Genomic DNA, 23,225 nt, shown 5'->3' with positions numbered 1-23,225 from the left:
TTTTTCTGTTATGTTCAGGTTGTGGGCATAATTCTCCGACGGGGAAATAAAATGAATGGAAACTTGCAAAATTCGCATGTAAAAAACGAAACTACGTACAATATTCCCCTGTTGATTAACGAAAATGTGATCTCAAGCGGAATTTCTTTGATCTCACTATGGCATACCTACGCCGATGAACATTATCGGGTAATTTGGCCTCGCGATAAGAAAAAACCCCTCATCGCCAACTCATGGGTAGCGGTCTATACCGTTCAGGGCTGTGGGAAAATTCTGCTAAAGGATGGCGAGAAAATCACATTAACCGGAAACTGTATTATTTTTTTAAAACCAACGGATATTCAGTCCTATCACTGCGAAGGTTTAGTCTGGGAACAGTATTGGATGGAATTTACTCCAACCAGCATTATGGATATTCCGCTTCGGCAACAAAGCGTTATTTATAATGGCGAAAATTATAATCAGGAACTGGCGGAGGTTTCACGTTTAATTACATCTCCTGATTCAATGAAAAATAATCTGGCGGTTGCCTTTCTTACCAAAATAATATATCAGTGGATTTGCCTTATTTATGCTGAAGGTAAAAAAGACCCTCAGCGGATACAAGTTGAAAAACTGATAGCAGCACTGCATGGCAGCCTGCAACGGCGCTGGAGCGTCGCGGATATGGCTGCCACCATCCCCTGCAGCGAGGCATGGCTGCGCCGTTTGTTCTTACGCTATACCGGTAAAACGCCGAAGGAATACTACCTGGATGCCCGGCTGGAACTGGCGCTTTCGCTATTAAGACAAGAGGGGAATTCGGTGGGTCAGGTGGCGGATATGCTTAACTTCTTTGACTCATTTCATTTCAGCAAAGCGTTTAAGCATAAGTTTGGCTACGCGCCATCATCGGTCCTGAAACATGCAGACCGGCACCCATTGGATGCCGGTCGACAAGGTTAGCGCAGTTCTGGCCAGTACTCTTTGTTGGCCGCAATCAGGTCGTCGAGAATCGCTTTAGCAACGGAGGCGCTCGGTACGGTTTTCGACAGCGCAATGGCCTGCCACAGCTTGTGGTAAGAGCGGTGTTCCCAGGCATCCACCACCAGTTTTTCCACCGCCACCTGCTGGCTCATCATCCCTTTCTGGAAGTGAGGAATATCACCGACCGTTAACGGCTCCGGTCCGTTGTGGCCGACCAGGCACGGAATTTCCACCATCGCATCGGCATCAAAGTTATGAATCGCGCCGTTGTTCGGCACAATCAGCAACATGCGTTCCTGGGTATTAAAGGCAATAGCCGCCGCCAGATCGACGATATAGGAAGCATGTTCGTCGATTTCCAGATCGCCTGCCGAAGAGTTACCCGCTTCAATAATCGCCCGACAGGCGCTGAAGACGTTTTTCTCACGATGATCCATCACTTCGTTCGCGCGGGTGCGTTCCGGATTAGAGTGCGCCACCACATAGTCCGGGAACAGATAATACTTGAGGTAAGTATTCGGCATCGTATCCGGATCCAGCGCCTGCACGTCTTTCGCTTTGGCGAAGGTATCGTTCCAACTCGCTTCGGTGTGCGGGTCGTTCGATGGCGGAACATAGCCATATTTCGCCACATGTTCGCGCAGCTTCGGCATCAGATCGTTACCCTGCAGATCCTCAATCGAGGTCCACCAGCCAAAGTGGTTAAGGCCGTAGTAGCGCACGCGCATCTGCTTGCGATCCTTGAGACCGACGATTTGCGCCATCCGCCCTTCAATGCCGATCGGCATATCGCAAATGTTGAGAATTTTAGCGTTCGGACGCAGGCGGCGGGTTGCTTCCGCCACAATCGCCGCCGGGTTGGAGTAGTTGAGCATCCAGGCATTCGGTGAATATTTTTCCATATAATCCACCAGCTCGAGTACGCCGCCGATAGAACGCATACCATAGGCAATACCGCCTGGACCGCAGGTTTCCTGGCCCAACACGCCGTGGCGCAGCGGGATTTTTTCGTCTTTTTCACGCATCGGATATTTGCCCACGCGGATGTGCGCCATTACGAAATCAACGTCAGTAAAGGCCGCCTGCGGGTCGGTGGTGTAGCTGAATTCAATCTCCGGTGCCTGCTCTTTGAGAATTACTTTGCACGCCTCGGCGATGGTCTCCTGACGCGCGCCGTCGTTGTCGTAAAATTTCAGCGCCCGTAGCGGGAAGCGATCCTGGTTTGCTAACAACATCAGTACGATGCCCGGGGTAAAGGTACTGCCGCCGCCTGCGATAACAACTGAGAATTTTTTCATGATACTGCCTCCGTCATGGTGGTTTGTTCGGTCTGTAGAGAATCTTTCATTAGGGTTTCAAGCTGGTCGCGGACCTGGGGAACATGCAGGCCAACGATGACCTGAATCCCGTTACCGCGGCGCACAACGCCGTGGGCGCCCAGCGCTTTAAACACGTCATCACTTTGCGTTTTCGCCATGTCGACCAGCGCAATACGCAGCCGGGTGGCGCAGTTATTAATACTCTCGATATTGCCCGCCCCGCCCAGCGCCTGCAGGAAGCCTGCGGCCTGACCCAGTTTGGTATCCGTTGCCCCTGCGACGCTGGTTTTGCCGCGCGCGGCCTGGTAATCGGCTTTGCTGTAGAGTTTGATTTCGCTCTCTTCACGGCCCGGCGTTTTCAGGTTCAGGCGCAGAATCAGCGCACGGAAAATGACGAAATAGAGCGCGGTGAAGCACACGCCAACGCCTATCTGGATAAACATCATCGACGCGTGGTTGTGGAACATGGGGATCCAGTTTTGCGGCAGGAACTGGTCAAGCAGGCCGCCGCCAAAGTTGCCCACCACGCCGCAGATATACATCACCGTCGCCATGGTCGCCGCCAGTACCGCATGGACGGCAAACAGCAGCGGCGAGATGAACAGGAAGGTGAATTCCAGGGGTTCGGTTATCCCCACCAGCATGGCGGTCAAAGTGGCAGGAATCAGCAACCCGGCAACCTTGACGCGGTTTTCCGGCGCGGCGGTGAAGTAAAGCGCCAGCGCAATGCCTACCGAACCAAAGACCTTCGAGTTACCGTGCAGCGCAAATCCGCCTTCCGGGAACAGGGTTTTCAGCGCTTCGGTGCTTTGGCTGAACTCCTGTAAATGCTGCGCCCAGTAGACCTGAATGCCGCCTTCTACCACCGCAGGACCGAAGATAAATGGGCCGTAGACGAAGTGGTGCAGACCGGTCGGGATCAGAATGCGTTCGAGGAAGATGTATACCCAGACGCCCAGCGCCCCGGCGGAGCGTAAAAAGGCCTGTAGCGACTCAATGCCCATCTGCACTTTTGGCCAGCCGAGCAGGGTGAGCCAGGCGCAGGGGATCATCGCCAGGAAAGCGACAATCACCACAAACGAGGAGCCCTGAAAGATGCCGAGGAATACCGGCAGCGGTTTATCGAAATAGCGGTTATGCAGGGCGGTCACCAGCCCGGAAATAACGATCGCGCCGATAATGCTGGTATCGAGCGTTTTAATCCCGGCCATCATCGTCAGGCCGCTGCCTGCGGTCGGTTCAACGGAAAAGTCGACGCCGAAGAAATGGCCCCAGGTCATCCCCATGGCGTTGATAAAATAGTTCCAGGTGAGAAAACTCACCAGTACCGCCAGACAGGCCCGGCCCTGAGCCTGTTTCGCCAGGCCGATCGGCAGACCGACGGCGAAAATCAGCGGCATATTACGAAAGACGGTCCAGCCGCCCTCTTCAATGATGTGAACGATCTGAGCAAATAAACTATCGGGTGCTGTGAGCGCTTCGCCGACGAACATCGGGTTACGCAGCATAATGGCGATACCCACCACGATCCCGGCGAAAGGAAAGAGTAAAACCGGGGTAAACATGGCGCCGCCAAAGCGTTGTATTTGACTGAGCATTTGAAAATCCTCATGTAACAACTCGTAGGGTGAGTGGCCTTATTCATACCCGTCATACTCCACGTACAGCGGTGAATTATTCAGGGTAACTATTTGTACTGGCCTGAAACGAGGATAGAAATTTGCCCGAGCGGCAACATGCGGCGCCGTTGCGATTCGTGATCGCTTTCATGGTTTTAATTACGTCAATGTTGTCTACTTTTTTATAAAAAAATAGACATGATGAATTCGGCTTATGAAATCACCATGACGAATAGTTTTTATCTTTATGTATTCATTTAATTTTTATAGATAATCGTCCATTCATCATCGTTTTCAACATAGTGAATAGAGGTCTACTGGTGATCTACAAATCCATCGCCGACAGATTGCGTCTGCGGCTGAATTCCTCCGATTTCGATATCGGCAGCCCGCTTCCAGGCGAAAAAAAGCTGGCGGAAGAGTTCGGCGTCGCGCGCATGACCATCCGTAAAGCCATCGATCTGTTAGTCGCGTGGGGACTGGTGGTGCGTCGGCACGGTTCCGGTACCTATGTCGCCCGCAAAGACTTACATCATGAAACCACCAATCTGACCGGGCTGGCCGAGGTACTACGCAAGCATGGCAAAGAGGTGATGAGCCGGGTACTGGTTTTCGAGGTGATGCCCGCGCCTCCGGCTATCGCCAGCCTGCTGCGGATACAAATTGATGAACGTATCTACTTCTCGCGCCGGGTGCGCTATGTCGATGGCAAGCCGCTAATGCTGGAAGACAGCTATATGCCGGTGAAGTTGTTTCGTAATCTATCGTTGGTGCATCTGGAGGGGTCGAAGTTCGATTATATCGAGAAGGAGTGCGGAATAACCATCAGCGGTAACTATGAAACGCTGTCGCCAGTGCTGGCGGACAAGCAGCTGGCGCAGTCGATGAACGTACCAGAACAAACGCCGCTGCTGCGCATTACCTCCCTTTCCTACAGCGACAGCGGCGAGTTTCTTAACTACTCGGTGATGTTCCGTAACGCCAGCGTGTATCAGGTGGACTACCATCTGCGGCGCGTCCACGCGGAAAATCCGTTAACCCATTCCCCAGAACAGCACCGCCAGTAGCTGCGGAGTGATGATACGTAGGAACATGACCAGCGGATAAACGGTGGCGTAAGAGAGCGCCGCCGCGCCGCTGGTGGCGTGCAGGTTGTTGGCAAAAGCCAGTGCCGGGGGGTCGGTCATTGAACCGGCCAGCATGCCGCATAGGGTCAGGTAGTTCATCTTCGTAAACATACGCGCCAGAATCCCGACTGTCAGTAGCGGTATACCGGTGATAAAGATGCCGTAGACAATCCAGCTCATACCGTCGCCTTCAATCAGCGTCGCCACAAAGTCGCCGCCGGATTTTAGCCCGACTACCGCCAGGAACAGCACAATACCCAACTCGCGCAGCGCGAGGTTGGCGCTGGGCGGCATAAACCAGTACAGCTTACCGATACTGCCGATACGCCCGAGGATTAGCGCCATAATCAGCGGCCCGCCGGCCAGACCCAGCTTCAGCGCCGCCGGGAATCCAGGAATAAACAGCGGTATAGAGCCCAGTAGAACGCCCAGACCAATGCCGATAAACACCGGCAGCATCTGCACCTGCTGGAGTTTTTGCTGCGCGTTGCCAAGCTCGGCGGCAACCGCGTCAATCGCTTCCGGGCGGCCCACCAGATTCAGGATATCGCCGAACTGCAGGCTGGCATGGCTGCTGGCGACCAGCTCAACCCCGGCACGATTGAGGCGTGAGATAACCACGTCATAGCGCTGTTTAAAGTGCAGATCGCGAATTCTTTTACCCAATACCTTCTCGTTGGTGACCACCACGCGTTCAACTTTCAGGTCGGTACCGCGAGTGGAAAGTGAGGTAGAGACTTCTTTGCCAATCACCAGTTGAGCGTTATGTAAATCCTCTGGCCGCCCAACCAGATGCAGCAGGTCGCCAAGCTGAATCAGGGTATTCGGCGCAGGCACCATCAGCATCTCCTCACGCTTGAGACGCGAGCAAATCAGCTTATCGCTGTTAAGCATTGGCACATCCTGAATCGCCATATTATTCAGGTTGGGGTTTTCCACGCGAACGTTGATGGTTTGCAGATGAGAATGACCGTTGCCGCTGTTCTCATCAAACTGCTGGGCCTCTTTTTCGACATTAATGCGGAAAAACAGCCGAACCAGCCACATCGTCAGCAGAATGCCGCAAATACCGAACGGATAGGCCATGGCATAGCTCATCCCCATCTGGTCGACGGTATCAAACGGCACGCCAAGGTCGCGCAGGATCTGCTGCCCGGCCCCCAGTGCTGGCGTGTTAGTAACGGCCCCGGAGAAGATGCCAAGCACCACAGGAAGAGGGATATCGAACAGTTTATGCAGGACTGCGGTGACCAGACCGCCGAGGATCACGATAAGAATCGCGAAGAGATTAAGCCGCAGGCCGGAGACGCGCAGCGAGGCGAAGAAGCCCGGTCCCACCTGGATACCGATGGTATACACGAAGAGAATCAGGCCAAATTCCTGAATAAAGTGCAGCATTGGGCTGCTGAGCGTAATGCCCGCCTGGTCCACGAAGTGGCCGACGATGATTCCGCCAAACAGCACGCCTCCAATACCAAAGCCGACACCGCGCACTTTTACATTGCCGATCCACAATCCAACTACCGCAACCAGCGCCAATACGCTAACGGTCAATGCTATATCACTCATCGTCTCTTCCCTGTGAATAACATTATCAACAAAGAGGATTATGACTGGCGCTCAATAGACTGTATGCCGCCTGGCGCACAATAATCACGGCATCAGGTTCGCTATTCCGGCGCGTCTTTACTTTTCACCGCAATTTTCAGCTGCTGAATGCTTTTATCTGGAGAAGGCAGCGCTTCCGGCATCGTGCCGCCAAGATCTTTAATCGTCTGACGCACTTTTGCCCCACTTCATAATGGGTTTGTTGACGGATCGCCATTTTGCACAACCAGATAGCAGGCGTAGCGGGATAGATGAACATCTTCAAGATTCCTGCTAGCACCGGAACCCAATTCAACCATTTTGTTGGACTCAACAAAATGGTCGCCGGATTGCTGACCGCTCGCTTCACATGAAATTATCGCTTTAGAAATAACCTTTTGAAAATTTCTCCACTCTATAGTCCAGTAAAGATCCAAGGTTTCGGGCAGACCAATACTCTCTTCCCGCCTCATCTCTATTTTTAATCGCTTCAAATGGCTGCTGTTCGTTCATCACATATCCTTTGTTTCAGTAAGCCTATAAAATCTGATTATTTTTTAAACTGAAACATCTGTTGCAGCAAGGGCATTTTATGAGCACCAGCGCACAAAAAAGCCCCGAAAATCGGGGCTTTATAGGTGTTCACTTAATTAGCTATTCAAGGCGGGACGATCGCTGATGGCGATACGCTGCGGAGCTATCTGTTCCGGCTCGTTACGAGTCAAATCGATATGCAGCAGGCCATTGGTAAAGGTTGCCCCGGAGACTTCCATATTTTCGGCGAGCGTAAAGCTCAGGCTAAATGCCTGGCTCACCAACCCCTGATGCAGCCATTTGGTCTCTTTTTCCGGCTGCTGCGGCGTACCTTTTACCGTCAGGCGCGTACCTTCCAACTGGACATCCAAATCTTCCTGACGGAAACCGGCCAGCGCAAGAGTTATGCGATAGTGGTTATCGTCGCTTTTTTCGATGTTATAGGGTGGGAAGGTCTGACTTTCACCGGCGGTTTGCAGGGCATTGGCCAGTTTGTCAAAACCGATCCATTGACGCAGCAGTGGGGATAAATCGTAGTTACGCATAGTATGTTTCTCCTTCTAAGAAGCGAGTTGATATCTGCAAATCCTGTGGATTTACATTTGCCTCCTGACGGCAGGCAGATTTTTAGTTTTATATCGGGCCGCATTCGCGACCCACGTAATTAGTTGATTTCGATGCGGCGCGGTTTATTCGCTTCAGGAATAACTCGCTCCAGGTCGATATACAGCAAACCGTTGACCAGGTTAGCACCGCGGATATGAATATTTTCCGCGAGCTGGAATTTACGCTCAAAGTTACGCTCGGCGATACCCTGGTACAGATAGGTACGCTCTTTCTGCTCGGCCGTATGGGAACCTTTAACAATCAACAGGTTGTCCTGAGTGGTAATCTCCAGTTCACTCTCTGCAAAACCCGCAACCGCAATCGCGATGCGGTAGTTGTTCTCGTCTACTAACTCAACGTTGTACGGAGGGTAGCCGCCATTACTCTGGCTTTGATTATTTTCTAACAGATTGAAAAGGCGGTCGAAACCAATAGCAGAACGATACAGCGGGGAGAGATCGAAATTACGCATAATAAATAGCTCCTGAAATCAGCGAGAATTATCTGACCTTCCATCATGGACAGGCCGTTATTACCCAGAATACCCATTCGGCGTATTCTCAGCGGGACACATTCCTAAAATGGGTTTAATAACGTTATTTTCAAGATGAAAAGGGCAATTTTTTTTGCAGTTTGTTGTCTATTGCTTAGACTGGAGTCACAGCACAAAAGGCAAAGTGCGACGCCTGCCACAGTGCAGCGCAATAACACTATGCATCCATGGAATGGCTCGATATAACCGATAGAAGGTTCTATCAACGCCCGTAACAATGACGGAAGAATGATGAAAAGCGGTCTGTTAAAGCTAATCCTGTTCAGCGGGATAATAATTTCAAGCGGGTGCTCCAGCGTCATGTCACATACCGGCGGCAAAGAAGGAACCTACCCGGGGACCCGCTCCAGCGCGCAAACGCTGGGTGATGACGATACTAACTGGGGAGTCAAATCTCTGGTCGCTCTGGATATGCCGCTCACCGCCGTGATGGACACACTGCTGCTGCCGTGGGATATGTTCCGTACCGATAGCTCGGTCAAATCGCGCGTGGAAAAGAGCGAGAAAGAGACGCTGGCCACCAACTCCGTGATCCCGCCAGCGCCAATGCCTAACCCGTAATTTAGCGTGCCGTTGCGGTTATCCAAAGCTGGCGATAACCGTCCACCTCTTCCATCCAGGCAACCTGTTTGCCGTCTGGCGAAAAGACGATCGCATCGGCTGAAGGCGGATTTTCGTGTCCGGCAGTTAAAAAGGTGATCTCCCCACTCTGCGCATCGCAGAGTGCGATTCGACTCTCCAGTACGAAGCCCAGCCATTTTCCTGATGGATGCCAGTTAAACGCCGATTGAATATCTGCGCTATTGTGGGTTAGCTGCCGCGGTTCGCCGCCTTGTGGCGAAATAAGCCATAGCTGAACGACGCCGGTATCATCACGCATCAGAAAAGCAATCTCCGTGGCCTGCGGGTTGGTCCGCACCCAGTGGCGCGGCGTATTCGCAAGCCCAGGGTAACGACGTTCATGAGTAAACGTTAAGCGACGCTGAACAACGCCAGCCGGAGGTGTGGGCATCGTTGTTTCTGTACCTGCCAGAGGCGCATCGCCCGGCAGTTTCCAACCCTTTTCAGTCTTCGGCAACTCGACAATAAAAAGCTCCGGTACTTTATCGCCATTCATCGACTGCGTATCGCCGATAAACGCCAGCGCATGGCTGCCAACCCAGCCCTCTTCGTAGGCCCGGTTGATGTCGTCGCTACCCGGGGTGGGTGTCGGCGTTGTCCGACTGACCAGTACGCACCAGTGGCTGCCGCCATATTCTCGCGGATGCTGCCCACGCGGCGTGACCGGGCCATAGGGCACCGCCACGCCAACGTTGCGCAGATCGAGTAATGGATCGCGCTCGTGCAGCACATGGTCGTTATAGGTAAAGCTGACAAATTCACCGTTTGGGCTGAAGACATGCACATGGCTGCCACCGCGCAGCGCCCCTGGCGTATACGGGGCGGTGATATCCATCGCATCAAGATTGTGCGTTTCCCCCCGATATGTCACCACGCCGCGACGATGGTGGAAATCGTAATGCCAGTACTCATCCGGGTTTTCCGGGCCGTGGATAAAAACGTACTGGTCTGCCGAAGGATGAACGGTCACCACGCCAACGTGCGCATTGTTTGTCGCACGATAGATCACTTCAACATCGCCGCTTTCAATATTGACGCGTTCAATGGTTTCGCCGGTAAACGACGACCCGGACGGACGGACGTCAAAAACCAGCCACTGGCTATCCGCCGTCCAAGTGCGTGTATTGGTAAGCTGATGATTACGTGGAGCAAAGGTGACTTGTTTCATAGACGGATAAACTCTGAAGCCTAATTAGCGCTTCAGAGTAGTTGATCTGCCAAAAGATGACTATGGTTCAAGCGCAGGAACAGGAGTAACTAAAGTCTTATCTCTTACCCAACCCGACACATTATCAAGGACTAATCGAGACATAGCCTCCCGGGTACTCCAGGTCGCGCTTGCCATATGCGGAGTCACCACAACATTCGCACGGTGCAACAGTCCCTGCGGAACTTCAGGTTCGTGACTAAAAACATCCAGCCCTGCTCCAGCAATGATTCCTACTTCCAGGGCTTTAACCAGTGCAGGTTCATCCACTACACTACCGCGAGAAATGTTAATTAAAATACCGCTCGCTCCCAGAGCTGTTAGCACCCGGTCATCAATAAGTGCCAGGTTTTCTGCGCAACCTGGTGTACATACCATCAAAAAGTCGCTGTGTGACGCCAGAATAGAAATATCCTCAACCCAAGTATAATCCAACCCGGGTATTGCTTTACGGTCGCTATAGGAAACCTGCATCGCAAACCCTTCGCACCGTCGCGCGATTGCCTGCCCAATTCTCCCCATTCCAACAATCCCAACTCGCGAACCCGAAACCTTGTGTGTCCATGGAAAACCACCCTGACGCCAGCCCCCTTCTTCAATAAACTTCTGTGCAGCAACGATTTGCCGCGACGTCGCCAACATCAACCCCATGGCTAAATCAGCAACATCATCAGTTAATACCCCTGGCGTATGGCTGACGGCAACATGATGATCGGCTGCGGCACGAACATCTACGCCATCGTAACCCACGCCAAAAACAGCGATCAGTTCCAGAGACGGTAGGCTGGAAATAAGTTGACGTGTTACGATAGCCTCACCATTCGTAATCATAATAGTGAATTGTTCCGCCAAAATATCTAACTCGTCGACTGTAAGTGACTCATATTCATAAACTTCGTACAATCGTTCTAGTTCTGCTGTCAGTTGTTCAGGTAATGATGCTTGTTTTAATATTTTCAATTTCATGCTTATTTATTCACTTATAATGAAGAATGGACTGACTGCTTTATTGACGTGCTTTTACCGGGTCGGGAAACAGCTATGCCGACAATCCCTCCTAATATCAGAGCGATGGCAACAATAAGCAGACCGTAGTGATAGCTATTTGTCAGATCTTTAATCTTGCCTAAAATTGGAGGCAGACCCAACCCAACAAAATTTGCGATAGTATTAATAAAAGCAATAGATGCAGCAGCAGCAACACCGGCAAGCTTTTCAGTGGTGACAGCCCAAAAAACTGGAGTCAAGGCAAAGTTAAATCCAACCGTAAGTACCAGAAGAATATAGGAGACCAGCAGATTACCTGAATAAATAGCAATCCCTAGAGATATCCCGGCCAAAATCAATGGCAATCCCATATGTAATGATCGTTCTTTCGTCAGATCAGAATGACGCCCATTAAGATACATAAATAAACATGCGAAAATGAATGGCACAGCAGCTAGTAAACTAATAACAAAATTACTCTGCTCGCTGGCAATACTTTTTATAATCAAAGGTAAGAACAAAGTAATACCGATAGACCCGAAAGCCTGCAAAAACCATACTAAGCTTAACAATAAGACAACTTTATTTTTCAATGCACTTAGCCATGAGTGGTTTTTGTTAACCATGACACTTCGGTTATCTTCAGCTAACTGTGATACCAACCATTCTTTTTCTGAACCCGATAGCCAATGAGCCTTTTCAGGACTCGATGGCAGCAGCCATAAAACCATAATACCAAGAATAATTGCCGGTATCCCCTCAATCGCAAATAACCAGCGCCAACCCGCGATATCTGCAATACCATGCATATTTAAAATAAATCCTGAGACCGGCAACCCAATTATCGATGCAAGAACTGACCCCATATAAAAAAAGGACATAGCCCGAGCTCTATTACTTTTAGGAAACCAGCAGGAAATATAGTAAATAATACCTGGAGTAAATCCAGCCTCAGCCATTCCCAATAGAAAGCGCATCACGTAGAGCTGCGTTGGCGTATGTACCAGTGACATCCCGGCGCTTACAACTCCCCAGGTAATCATTATCCTCGCAATCCAGATACGAGCACCTACTCGGGTCATAATAATATTGCTGGGAATTTCAAAAATGATATAGGAGATATAGAACATCCCCACACCAAGCCCATACATACTGGCTGTCAACCCTAAATCGGCATTCATTTGTAAGGCCGCGATAGATATATTAGTTTTATCTAAGTTCGCGACAAAATAACAAATAATGACAAAAGGTATTATTTTGATGTTAAGTTTTTTTAATGTAGATGTATAGAGTTCAATGCTCATGTATTATTACCTCACCACCTTGCCTTCAAGAATAAAAAACTATCGTCAGAAGGCAAAGTTTGATATAGAGAAACTAATAAACTGATTAGAATATTACCACTCAGCAACAACACCATCTTCCAGGCGCCACAACGGATTACGCCAGTCCGGCGCATTTTTACTTAACTCTATAACCCTTGCTTCATCGATTTCTACGCCAAGCCCCGGCTTCATTAGCGGTTTAAAGAAGCCGCCTTCCATATTGAAATCTTCTTTATTCTTCACAAAGTCGAGTAATTCCGCGCCTTTGTTATAGTGAATGCCCATGCTTTGCTCCTGGAATACGGCGTTATAGGAAACAAAGTCAATGTGCAGGCAGGCGGCCAGCGCGATAGGCCCCAGCGGGCAGTGCGGTGCCAATGCCACATCATAAGCCTCTGCCATACCAGCGATTTTGTAGCATTCGGTGATACCACCGGCATGGGACAGATCAGGCTGCAAAATGGCCAGACCGCCCGCTTCCAGCACGCGTTTAAATTCAAAACGCGAGAACATGCGTTCGCCTGCGGCAATAGGAATTGAGGTTTGTGCTGCCAGCCGTGGGTAATATTCCGCTTGTTCCGCCAGAACCGGTTCTTCAATAAATAATGGGCGATACTGTTCCAGTTCTTTAATTAATACTTTTGCCATTGGCGCGCTAACGCGACCGTGGAAATCGAGACCGAATTCAATTTCAGTGCCAAAAGCCTCGCGAATTTGCGCTACGGTGTTCACCGCCGCATCTACCGCACGTGAGTTATCGATAAGCCCCAGCTCTTCACAGCCATTTAATTTAAAGGTATCAAAACCGATCCCGCGCAGTTTCTTGATACCATCAATCACTTCTGCCGGACGATCGCCGCCGACCCAGCTGTAGGCTTTGATTTTGTCTCGTACCAGGCCGCCCATCAGCTGCCAGACCGGCGCATTCAGCACTTTGCCTTTAATATCCCACAAAGCCTGGTCGATACCGGCGATGGCGCTCATTAGGATCGGGCCGCCGCGATAAAAGCCCGCGCGGTACATCACCTGCCACAGGTCGTTGATACGCGCCGGGTCCTGACCTATCAGATAGTCACCAAGTTCATGCACTGCCGCTTCTACGGTTCGCGCACGCCCTTCGATAACGGGTTCGCCCCAGCCGACCACGCCTTCGTCGGTTTCAATCTTCAAAAACATCCAGCGAGGGGGTAAACGATACGTGGTGATTTTGGTTATTTTCATTGCACTGCCTCTCGATACGCTTTAACAAATGCTGCCGCCTGCTGTGCGGTACGTTCTACGGACTGCCCGGCGCGATAGAGATCGCTGCCTAATCCGGCACCAATACAGCCCGCTTTTATCCACTGGACCAGATTTTCCGGCGTGACGCCGCCCACGGCGAAAACGGGAACATCCGACGGTAAAACGGCTTTCAGCGCCTTGATATAGTCAGGGCCAAACGCCGAGGAAGGGAACACTTTCAGCGCCTGAGCACCGGCAGCCAGCGCTGTGAAAGCCTCGGTTGCCGTCGCACATCCAGGGCAAACCGTCATGCCGTAGCTCACCGCACGGCGAATCACCTCAGGCTGAATATTTGGCGTGACGATAAGCTTGCAGCCCATTTCGGCAAGCTGGTCAACCTGCTCAGCCTTAAGAACGGTGCCTGCGCCAATCAGCGCTTTATCGCCGTAAGCATCCACCACGGCGGGAATGCTTTTTTCCCACTGCGGTGAGTTAAGCGGGATTTCGACTGCGTCGAACCCGGCCTCAATCACGGCGCCCACGTGCGCCAGCGCATCTTCCGGCGTAATGCCGCGCAAGATAGCGATAAGGGGTAGATTAGTTTGCCACTGCATGAGCGATGCTCCTTATTCCTGTCTGAAATGCCGTATCGCCATCCACCGCACAGACTTCACGCCCGATAGCGTGAAAAGCCTGAAAGTAGCGCGACGTGAGTGATGACCCCGCAACAAGCGTGATGGACTGCTGCCCGGAGAACTGTTCACTCAGGGTGGCAACTTCCGCGCCAATCAACAGGCCTGATAAAAACTCGCTAACCTGCTCGCGCGGCAGCGAGCCCAGCACATGCGAAGCGCGAACCTCAAAAAGCTGCGGCAGTACGGCTGGCGAATTAAGACCACGTTCGAGTCCGGCGCTGAAAGCTTCCATTGAGGATTCCTGCTCTGGCAGACCCGCGCCCACCAGCGAGTAACGCAACAGCAGGTGATGCAATTCGCCGGTCATCACCGTACGAAAATCATGGATTTGTTGGCGGTCAGCCTGCACCCATTTGCAGTGGGTGCCGGGCATCACATAGACAGAAGAAGGGGCAATCGCCTGCGCGCCAAGGAGCTGAGTCTCTTCGCCGCGCATCACATTATGGTTATCGTCACGAGAAACGCAGAGCCCGGGAATAATCCAGACGTTGTCGCTAACGGACGTCAACTGTTGACCAATAGCAGAGAAATGAACGGGAACCGGCAGGTAGGGCGCAATCTTCCAGCCCACGTTGCTGCCAACCATTCCCGCCATCACTACCGGGGTAGCGCTGTCGCGCCAGTTTTGGGTTATCTCGCTAAACACCGCTGCGGGAGATTTTCCGTTCAGGCGCGTGACGCCTGCTTCTGATTGCCTGCTCTCCAGGCACTGGTCGCCCTGATAAAGCCAGGCGCGCAGATTGGTCGATCCCCAGTCAATTGCGATGTAGCGAGATGTCATGTGATTTCCTTTAACCTTCGTGTCGAGCTGGCAATCATGGTGAGCGCCGCCTGCTCAGCCGCTTCGCTGTCCTGATGCCGGATGGCGTCAAACAGTGCCTTATGTTCCTGGAGCGTTTTCGGCATGTTGGCCTCATCGCCCATCCAGGTCCTTTCAAATACGGCTCGCTGTAGCGAGCTGATCGCAACGCTGAGCTGTTGCAAAACCGGGTTATGTACCGATTGCAGCACCGCCTCGTGATAGCGAATATCCGCTTCGTTAAACGCGTCTCTGTCCTGGTTATTGGCGATCATGTCGTTGAGCGCCTCTTCGATTTGCGCCAGATCGCTCGATGTCGCGCGTTCTGCCGCCCAGCGGGCGATTGCCGGTTCCACCAGGTTACGCACTTCGCTCATCGCACCAATCAACCGTGGGTCATAATCGTTCTCCAGCACCCACTGTAAGACGTCTGTATCGAGATAATTCCACTGGTTACGCGAGGCGACAAACGCGCCGCGATAACGCTTCATTTCAATCAGTCGCTTGGCCATCAACGAGCGGAAGACTTCGCGAATGATATTGCGCGAGGTTTCAAACTCCTCACACAGGTCGGCTTCCGCTGGCAGCGCAGAGCCGGGAACGTATTTACCGCTAACAATCTGCTTGCCCAGCGTAATGACGATGCGATCGGTTTTGTTGAGAGTCATGGAGAGTCCTTGTGCTCTGTATGTACTTCCCTACTTTACCGCGATCGGCGCATTTCACCGCAACTTTGTAGTACTACCGTAATAGCATTCTTTCTCGCTACGAGCCTAATGTAGTACAACACAATCATGTTGTACTACAATTTAGATCACAAAAACGACAATTGAGTGTAAGGATTTTCTTGAGTGGTAAACTGGGGGCATAAAAAAACCCGCGATCGACGCGGGTTGTTCATATGCGAGATGATTTAATTTAGTACGTATTTTTCAATGGCATACGCGACACCATCTTCCAGGTTAGATTTGGTGATAAAGTTTGCCGCTTCCTTCACCGCCGGAATGGCGTTATCCATCGCCACGCCGACGCCAGCGTATTCAATCATCGCAATGTCATTTTCCTGATCGCCAATCGCCATCACTTCTTCCGGTTTGATGCCCAGCGTATCGGCCAGCGATTTCACACCGGTGCCTTTAGTCACGCGTTTATCAAGAATTTCAAGGAAGTACGGCGCGCTTTTCAGCACGGTATATTTCTCTTTCACTTCCGCCGGGATGCGGGCAATGGCCTGGTCCAGAATCGCCGGTTCGTCGATCATCATCACTTTCAACAGCTGGATGTTCGGATCCATATTTTCCGCTTCGCAGAACACCAGCGGGATCGTCGCCACGTAGGATTCATGCACCGTGTAATAGCTCACATCGCGGTTAGCGGTGTACAGGGTATTACGATCGAGCGCATGGAAATGGGAACCGACTTCGCGGGAAAGCTGTTCCAGATAGCGATAGTCATCGTAGCTCAGCGCGGTTTGCGCAACGGTACTGCCGTCGCTCGCCTTCTGTACCAGGGCACCGTTATAGGTGATGCAGTAATCTCCCGGCTGCTCCATATGCAGTTCTTTCAGATAACTGTGCACGCCAGCATAAGGGCGACCGGTGGTCAGCACCACATTGACGCCGCGTTCGCGGGCTGCGGCAATCGCGGTTTTCACCGCAGGTGAAATGGTATGGTCTGGCAGCAGCAGCGTGCCGTCCATATCAATTGCAATCAGTTTAATAGCCATGAAATCCCCGGGTAAGATGAGTCCTTACTCATGCTAACGCGATTCCGCTCAAAAAACAGCAATAGAAATCGGGATAAAGGAGGATAGAATTGAGAGGAGGGATTCCTCTTTTGCGGACAAAAAAACGCCCGGTTGCGCAAGACACTACCGGGCTGATTTTACGCAACTACGATTAGATATCGATGTTCGCCGCTTTCAGGGCGTTCTCTTCGATAAAGGCGCGGCGCGGTTCAACGGCGTCGCCCATCAGAGTAGTAAACAGCTGATCGGCGGCAATTGCATCCTTCACGGTCACGCGCAGCATACGGCGGCTGTCCGGATCCATGGTGGTTTCCCACAGCTGATCCGGGTTCATCTCGCCCAGACCTTTATAACGCTGGATAGAAAGGCCACGGCGGGACTCTTTCACCAGCCATTCCAGCGCCTGTTCGAAGCTGGCAACCGGCTGGCGGCGCTCACCACGTTCGATGAATGCATCGTCTTCGATCAGGCCACGCAGCTTCTCGCCGAGGGTGCAGATGCGATTATATTCCGGCCCGGTCACAAACTCGTGGTCCAGCGGATAATCGGTATCCACGCCGTGGGTACGCACACGAACAATCGGTTCAAACTGCTGCAGCTCGGCGTTCTCACGAATATCGAATTTCCACTGGCTACCGTGCTGCTCTTTCTCATTCAGCTCGCTCACCAGGGTGTTAATCCAGCGAGTTACCGCCTGCTCGTTGCCCAGATCGGCCTCTGCGAGCGTTGGCTGATAGATAAGCTCTTTCAGCAGCGATTTCGGGAAGCGACGCTCCATGCGGCCAATCATTTTCTGCGTAGCGTTGTACTCAGACACCAGTTTTTCCAGCGCTTCGCCCGACAGGGCCGGCGCACCTTCAGTGGTATGCAGAGTCGCGCCATCCAGAGCAATGGTGAGCTGATACTGATCCATCGCCTCATCATCTTTGATGTACTGTTCCTGCTTGCCTTTCTTCACTTTATACAGCGGTGGCTGCGCAATGTAGACGTGGCCGCGCTCAACGATTTCCGGCATCTGACGATAGAAGAAGGTCAGCAGCAGCGTACGGATGTGCGAGCCATCGACGTCCGCATCGGTCATGATAATAATGCTGTGATAGCGCAGTTTGTCCGGGTTGTACTCGTCACGACCAATGCCGCAGCCCAGCGCGGTAATCAGCGTTGCCACTTCCTGAGAGGCGAGCATTTTGTCAAAGCGCGCTTTTTCAACGTTGAGGATTTTACCTTTCAGCGGCAGGATCGCCTGGTTCTTACGGTTACGCCCCTGTTTTGCAGAGCCGCCCGCTGAGTCCCCTTCCACCAGGTACAGTTCAGAGTGGGCCGGGTCGCGTTCCTGACAATCCGCCAGTTTGCCCGGCAGACCAGCCAGATCCAGCGCGCCTTTACGGCGAGTCATTTCACGTGCGCGACGAGCTGCTTCGCGCGCGCGCGCAGCATCGATAATTTTGCCGACCACGATTTTAGCATCAGACGGATTTTCCAGAAGGTATTCGTTCAGCAGTTCGTTCATCTGCTGTTCTACTGCCGTTTTCACCTCGGAAGAAACCAGCTTATCTTTGGTCTGCGAGGAGAATTTCGGATCCGGTACCTTGACCGAAACAACCGCAATCAGGCCTTCACGGGCATCGTCACCGGTGGCGCTGACCTTCGCTTTTTTGCTGTAGCCTTCTTTATCCATGTAGGCGTTCAGGGTACGGGTCATCGCCGCACGGAAGCCTGCAAGGTGAGTACCGCCATCACGCTGCGGAATGTTGTTGGTAAAGCAGTAGATGTTTTCCTGGAAGCCATCGTTCCATTGCAGCGCCACTTCAACGCCGATACCGTCTTTTTCGGTGGAGAAATAGAAGATATTCGGGTGGATCGGCGTTTTGTTTTTGTTGAGATACTCAACAAACGCCTTGATGCCGCCTTCGTAGTGGAAATGGTCTTCTTTGCCATCGCGCTTATCGCGCAGGCGAATAGAAACCCCGGAGTTCAGGAACGACAGCTCACGCAGGCGTTTTGCCAGGATTTCATATTCAAATTCAATAACGTTGGTGAAGGTTTCATAGCTCGGCCAGAAACGCACCATAGTACCGGTTTTTTCGGTATCGCCGGTTACGGCCAGCGGGGCCTGCGGCACGCCGTGCGCGTAAATCTGACGGTGAATTTTATTGTCGCGCTGAATCACCAGCTCCAGTTTCTGCGACAGGGCGTTAACCACGGAAACGCCTACGCCGTGCAGGCCGCCGGAAACTTTATAGGAGTTATCATCAAATTTGCCGCCTGCGTGCAGCACGGTCATGATAACTTCTGCCGCCGATACGCCCTCTTCCGGGTGGATCCCGGTCGGAATACCACGGCCATCATCCTGTACGGAGACGGAGTTGTCGCTGTGGATGGTGACAACGATGTCTTTACAGTAACCTGCGAGCGCTTCGTCGATAGCGTTATCCACAACCTCGAATACCATGTGGTGCAGACCGGTGCCGTCATCCGTGTCGCCGATATACATACCAGGGCGCTTACGCACCGCATCCAGCCCTTTCAGGACTTTGATACTGGAGGAGTCATAAGAATTCGACATCAACGTTTCTCGCTCATTTAATCTTAGGTTAATCCGCTATTTTACCCTTTTCCACGGTAAACATCTTCGAATTTTCGTCCGACATGTCTATAACGTGTTCAGCGCTGATGGCGCTGACGAAAACCTGCGACTGCGTCGCTTTTAAACGGCTGGCAAGCAGCCCGCGCCGCGCGTCATCAAGTTCCGAGGCAAAATCATCTATCAAGTAAAGGCAGCGCCGACCGCTCTCGCGGGTCAGAAACTCGCCTTGCGCCAGTCGTAGGGCGCACATCAGCAGCTTAAGCTGCCCGCGCGATAAGGTGTCCTCCACCGGCGCACCGTCGGCACGAATGCGGAAATCCGCCTTGTGCGGGCCGTGGGCAGTGTAGGTCAACATGCGATCGCGCTCGAAACTTCTCTCCAACACCTCGGCATAATCCGTTTCTTTCTCCCAGCCGCGCTGGAAAGAAAAGGTGAGAGCGAATTCCGGTAAAAACTGCCGACAGGTATCCGCCATATCTTCGACGATAGCGGCGCTGTATTCGGCACGCCAGCGGCTGATTTGTTCCGCCAGCGGGATCAATTCCAGATCCCATGGTCGCAGTTGGGCATAGCGGCTGACCTGACGCAGCGCGGCGTTGCGCTGCTTCACCAGGCGCTTCAGGTTGCTCCAGGCGGTAAAGAATCCGGCTTCGTTGTGAAAGCATCCCCAGTCAAGGAAGGCTCTTCTGTATTTGGGGCCGCCGTTGAGTAAAGTAAAGCCCTCGGGTGTGATCAACTGCATCGGTATCAGATGCGCCAACTCAGCCACTTTATGGCCGTCGGTGCCGTCGATACGAACCTTGCTGTCGCCCTGCTTATCTTTGGTCAGGCCGATAGAAATTTCGCGCTCTTCACCTTGCAGGCGCCCGTGCAGAACAAACGATTCCTGCTCGTGACGGATCACGCGACCAATCTGCAAACTGCGAAACGCCCGACCGTGACCGAGCGTATAAATAGCTTCCAGCACGCTGGTTTTACCGCTGCCGTTGGCGCCAACCAGGAAGTTAAAGCCGGGGGATAAAGCGAGATCCGCATTTTCAATATTGCGGAAGTCTTTGATTAGAAGTCGGGATAGCGACATATCAGCTCATAGCCAGGGCGTTATCGGCGCAGTTAGTCTGGTTTCGGCCAGCGCGCAGCAACCGGAGCGTACTAAAGTACGTGAGGATTGCGAGCACTGCCCGGAGCCAGAATAACAAGCAAGATAGCCCGATATTTTCTACAACCGCATTGGCATAACAACATAGGCTGCGGATTGAGAAGCCGCATCCTCAATCTGCACGCTCGATACGGAATCGGTCAGCAAAATACGCACGTTCTCGCACTTCAGCGCATTAAGCACATCCAGCACGTAGCTAACGTTAAAACCGATTTCCATCTCTGTCCCGGCATAGGTGACATCCAGAATTTCTTCTGCTTCTTCCTGCTCCGGGTTATTAGCGGTGATTTTCAGCTGATTTTCACTGACGTACAGGCGCACGCCGCGGAATTTCTCGTTCGAGAGAATCGCCGCGCGGGCAAATGCCTGCTTGAGAATATCGCAGCCGGCATCCAGGTGTTTATCCGGATTTTTCGGCAATACGCGGCGATAATCAGGGAAACGGCCATCAACAAGCTTCGATGTGAAGATAAAGTCACCAACGTGGGCTCGGATGTTGTTGCTGCCAATCTGCACGCGCAGCGGCGTCTCGCCGCCGTCGAGCATACGCATCAGCTCAATCACCCCTTTACGCGGCACGATCACCGAATGGTTCGGCAACGATTCTTCCAGCGGCATAGAGCAAACTGCCAGGCGGTGGCCATCGGTCGCTACTGTACGCAGTTCGCTACCTTCGGTTTCAAACAGCATGCCGTTTAAGTAGTAGCGAACATCCTGGTGAGCCATCGAAAACTGAGTGGCTTCGATCAGGCGCTTCATCGTCGCCTGCGGCAGGGTGAATTCGACTTCACTCTGCCAGTCGTCAAGGTTCGGGAAATCTGCGGCGGGCAAGGTCGACAGCGAGAAACGGCTGCGCCCGGAGCGTACCAGCATGCGGTCGCCTTCCAGCTGTACCACGATCTCCGCACCTTCAGGCAGGCCGCGGCAGATATCAAAAAATTTACGCGCTGGAACGGTCGTTGCTCCCGCTTCGTGCGGTTGAATCAGCGCCACGCGCGCGACCATTTCCATTTCCAGATCGGTACCGGTCAGCGACAGCGCGCCATCGGTAACCTGCAGGAGCAGGTTGCCGAGAATCGGCAGCGTCGGACGACCACCTAACGGACCGCTCACCTGTTGCAGCGGTTTTAATAAATGTTCACGTTCTACGGTAAATTTCATAGCGTCACGAGGATAATGTTCTGATTAAATTGGAAAAATCTTCTTTGATGTCGTGGCTTTCTTCACGCAGTTGCTCAATTTTACGGCAGGCGTGCAGGACAGTGGTATGGTCACGACCGCCAAACGCATCGCCGATTTCCGGCAGACTGTGGTTGGTCAGCTCTTTTGCCAGCGCCATCGCCATTTGACGAGGACGCGCCACCGAACGGGAGCGGCGTTTAGACAGCAGGTCCGCTACCTTAATCTTGTAATACTCCGCCACCGTCTTCTGAATGTTGTCGATGGTGACCAGTTTTTCCTGTAGCGCGAGCAGATCGCGCAGCGCTTCGCGCACGAAATCGATAGTGATCGCTCGGCCAGTAAAGTTGGCGTTGGCGATAACGCGATTCAGTGCGCCTTCCAGCTCACGTACGTTGGAACGCAGACGCTTAGCGATAAAGAACGCCACTTCACCCGGCAGGCGAATATCATTTTCATCGGCTTTTTTCATCAGGATCGCCACGCGAGTTTCCAGCTCTGGCGGCTCGATCGCTACCGTCAGTCCCCAACCGAAGCGTGATTTCAGACGATCCTCAACCCCGTTGATCTCTTTCGGATAGCGATCCGACGTCAGGATGATCTGCTGATTGCCTTCCAGCAGGGCATTGAAGGTGTGGAAAAACTCCTCCTGCGAGCGCTCTTTATTCGCAAAGAACTGGATATCATCGATCAGCAGGGCATCAACGGAACGGTAGTAACGTTTAAACTCTTCAATGGCGTTGTTTTGCAGGGCTTTTACCATGTCCTGCACAAAACGTTCGGAGTGCATGTAAACCACTTTCGCGTTCGGTTTGCGCGCTACAATGCCGTTACCAACCGCATGCAAAAGGTGGGTTTTACCCAGACCGGTGCCGCCATAAAGGAATAGTGGGTTGTAGGCTCCGCCAGGGTTATCAGCAACCTGGCGCGCCGCCGCGCGAGCCAGCTGGTTAGATTTACCTTCAACGAAGTTATCAAACGTGTGCTTAATGTTAACGTTGGAGCGATAAGTCGGCTCTGCGGGTGCCGGGACGTTGTCCCAGCCCGGACGCACAATTGTCGGCGCAACGCGCGCCGTCTGAACCTGAGCCGCAGGCGCGGTGGCCGCAACGCTTACTGTGCTTCTGTGCGGCTGAACCGCAGGCTTAGTGCCAACTTCAAAACGCAGCTGTGGGGCATCAACACCGCAAAACTCATTGAGGAGGCCATTGATATTATTAAGGTATTTATCCCTTACCCAATCGAGCACAAAACGGTTTGGCGCATACAGTGCCAGCGTGTTATCGCTCAATTCCGCCTGCAAAGGGCGTATCCACATACTGAATTCTGTGGCTGGTAACTCATCCTGCAATCGGGCAAGACACTGCTGCCAAAGCGAAAGTGACAC

At 52.4% G+C, this 23,225-nt stretch carries 20 protein-coding genes, 1 pseudogene and 1 other annotated feature; of the genes and pseudogenes, 3 read left to right on the top strand and 18 right to left on the bottom strand.

Annotation, left to right across the window (positions count from 1 at the left end; translation table 11 throughout):
- Positions 1–51 precede the first annotated feature (51 nt).
- Positions 52–945 carry an AraC family transcriptional regulator gene (locus AC07P6_RS00105; RefSeq protein ID WP_434661029.1) on the top strand — a complete coding sequence of 298 codons (894 nt, stop codon included), beginning with the start codon at positions 52–54 and terminating at the stop codon, positions 943–945.
- Here the strand turns inward: AC07P6_RS00105 and AC07P6_RS00100 are convergent.
- Together AC07P6_RS00100 and AC07P6_RS00095 are read right to left on the bottom strand one after the other, a co-directional pair.
- Complete coding sequence (locus tag AC07P6_RS00100; protein ID WP_182235401.1) at positions 942–2,264, bottom strand: 6-phospho-alpha-glucosidase; 1,323 nt, start codon at positions 2,262–2,264, stop codon at positions 942–944. The genes AC07P6_RS00105 and AC07P6_RS00100 overlap by 4 nt on opposite strands.
- Positions 2,261–3,883, bottom strand: coding sequence for an alpha-glucoside-specific PTS transporter subunit IIBC (locus tag AC07P6_RS00095; protein ID WP_182235402.1), 1,623 nt, complete (start codon positions 3,881–3,883; stop codon positions 2,261–2,263). Before AC07P6_RS00095 ends, AC07P6_RS00100 begins: the two co-directional genes overlap by 4 nt.
- Positions 3,884–4,224: 341 nt before the next feature.
- On the opposite strand from AC07P6_RS00095, the gene AC07P6_RS00090 reads away from it, so the two are divergent.
- Entirely contained in the window at positions 4,225–4,971 is a 747-nt protein-coding gene (locus AC07P6_RS00090; protein WP_304254432.1) for a GntR family transcriptional regulator, read from the top strand.
- Here the strand turns inward: AC07P6_RS00090 and AC07P6_RS00085 are convergent.
- From AC07P6_RS00085 to ibpA, 4 genes and pseudogenes are all read right to left on the bottom strand, one after another.
- Positions 4,939–6,600 carry a putative transporter gene (locus tag AC07P6_RS00085; protein ID WP_478315382.1) on the bottom strand — a complete coding sequence of 554 codons (1,662 nt, stop codon included), beginning with the start codon at positions 6,598–6,600 and terminating at the stop codon, positions 4,939–4,941. The genes AC07P6_RS00090 and AC07P6_RS00085 overlap by 33 nt on opposite strands.
- Positions 6,601–6,701: 101 nt before the next feature.
- Positions 6,702–7,131 (bottom strand): annotated as a pseudogene (locus AC07P6_RS00080) (BRO family protein).
- Positions 7,132–7,268: 137 nt separating this feature from the next.
- Positions 7,269–7,697, bottom strand: a complete 429-nt coding sequence (gene ibpB / locus AC07P6_RS00075) for a small heat shock chaperone IbpB (RefSeq protein ID WP_182235406.1) — start codon at positions 7,695–7,697, stop codon at positions 7,269–7,271.
- Positions 7,698–7,816: 119 nt separating this feature from the next.
- Positions 7,817–8,230, bottom strand: a complete 414-nt coding sequence (gene ibpA, locus AC07P6_RS00070) for a small heat shock chaperone IbpA (protein WP_181484335.1) — start codon at positions 8,228–8,230, stop codon at positions 7,817–7,819.
- Positions 8,224–8,299: a sequence feature (ROSE (Repression Of Heat Shock gene Expression) occurs in the 5'-region of heat shock genes and acts as an RNA thermometer to modulate expression.), on the bottom strand. It overlaps the preceding gene by 7 nt.
- 240 nt (positions 8,300–8,539) lie before the next feature.
- Between ibpA and AC07P6_RS00065 the strand changes: the two genes are divergently transcribed.
- Positions 8,540–8,872: a YceK/YidQ family lipoprotein gene (locus tag AC07P6_RS00065; RefSeq protein ID WP_110275999.1), complete on the top strand. Its 333-nt coding sequence runs from the start codon at positions 8,540–8,542 to the stop codon at positions 8,870–8,872.
- A gap of 1 nt (position 8,873) precedes the next feature.
- Here the strand turns inward: AC07P6_RS00065 and AC07P6_RS00060 are convergent, their stop codons facing one another.
- From AC07P6_RS00060 to dnaA, 12 genes are all read right to left on the bottom strand, one after another.
- Positions 8,874–10,100 (bottom strand): YidR family protein, encoded by a 1,227-nt coding sequence (locus tag AC07P6_RS00060; RefSeq protein WP_478315381.1) that lies wholly within the window; start codon positions 10,098–10,100, stop codon positions 8,874–8,876.
- A 60-nt stretch (positions 10,101–10,160) separates the two neighbouring features.
- A complete protein-coding gene (locus tag AC07P6_RS00055; RefSeq protein ID WP_478315380.1) occupies positions 10,161–11,105 on the bottom strand; it encodes a 2-hydroxyacid dehydrogenase in 945 nt (314 codons plus the stop codon).
- 14 nt (positions 11,106–11,119) lie between these two features.
- The gene (locus AC07P6_RS00050; protein WP_434661026.1) at positions 11,120–12,430 is read right to left on the bottom strand and encodes an MFS transporter; all 1,311 of its coding nucleotides are present in this window, start codon (positions 12,428–12,430) and stop codon (positions 11,120–11,122) included.
- A 93-nt stretch (positions 12,431–12,523) separates the two neighbouring features.
- Positions 12,524–13,672 carry a galactonate dehydratase gene (gene dgoD, locus AC07P6_RS00045; RefSeq protein ID WP_434661025.1) on the bottom strand — a complete coding sequence of 383 codons (1,149 nt, stop codon included), beginning with the start codon at positions 13,670–13,672 and terminating at the stop codon, positions 12,524–12,526.
- Positions 13,669–14,286 (bottom strand): 2-dehydro-3-deoxy-6-phosphogalactonate aldolase, encoded by a 618-nt coding sequence (locus AC07P6_RS00040; RefSeq protein WP_478315379.1) that lies wholly within the window; start codon positions 14,284–14,286, stop codon positions 13,669–13,671. The genes dgoD and AC07P6_RS00040 overlap by 4 nt, the downstream gene beginning before the upstream one ends.
- On the bottom strand, positions 14,270–15,148 hold the full coding sequence (locus AC07P6_RS00035; RefSeq protein ID WP_478315378.1) for a 2-dehydro-3-deoxygalactonokinase: 879 nt from the start codon (positions 15,146–15,148) through the stop codon (positions 14,270–14,272). The genes AC07P6_RS00040 and AC07P6_RS00035 overlap by 17 nt, the downstream gene beginning before the upstream one ends.
- Positions 15,145–15,834, bottom strand: a complete 690-nt coding sequence (gene dgoR / locus AC07P6_RS00030; RefSeq protein WP_182235411.1) for a D-galactonate utilization transcriptional regulator DgoR — start codon at positions 15,832–15,834, stop codon at positions 15,145–15,147. The genes AC07P6_RS00035 and dgoR overlap by 4 nt, the downstream gene beginning before the upstream one ends.
- A gap of 245 nt (positions 15,835–16,079) precedes the next feature.
- Positions 16,080–16,892, bottom strand: a complete 813-nt coding sequence (gene yidA, locus AC07P6_RS00025) for a sugar-phosphatase (RefSeq protein ID WP_434661021.1) — start codon at positions 16,890–16,892, stop codon at positions 16,080–16,082.
- 172 nt (positions 16,893–17,064) lie between these two features.
- Positions 17,065–19,479 carry a DNA topoisomerase (ATP-hydrolyzing) subunit B gene (gyrB, locus tag AC07P6_RS00020; RefSeq protein ID WP_110276009.1) on the bottom strand — a complete coding sequence of 805 codons (2,415 nt, stop codon included), beginning with the start codon at positions 19,477–19,479 and terminating at the stop codon, positions 17,065–17,067.
- Positions 19,480–19,507: 28 nt separating this feature from the next.
- Positions 19,508–20,581 carry a DNA replication/repair protein RecF gene (recF, locus tag AC07P6_RS00015; RefSeq protein WP_478315377.1) on the bottom strand — a complete coding sequence of 358 codons (1,074 nt, stop codon included), beginning with the start codon at positions 20,579–20,581 and terminating at the stop codon, positions 19,508–19,510.
- 138 nt (positions 20,582–20,719) lie between these two features.
- Complete coding sequence (gene dnaN / locus AC07P6_RS00010; protein WP_181484326.1) at positions 20,720–21,820, bottom strand: DNA polymerase III subunit beta; 1,101 nt, start codon at positions 21,818–21,820, stop codon at positions 20,720–20,722.
- Positions 21,821–21,824: 4 nt separating this feature from the next.
- A complete protein-coding gene (dnaA, locus tag AC07P6_RS00005) occupies positions 21,825–23,225 on the bottom strand; it encodes a chromosomal replication initiator protein DnaA (RefSeq protein WP_110276012.1) in 1,401 nt (466 codons plus the stop codon).

It is taken from the genome of Klebsiella sp. GFKo11, from assembly GCF_056490265.1.
The sequence above is the reverse complement of the archived record's forward strand: the minus strand, read 5'-3'. Positions and strand labels throughout refer to the sequence as shown.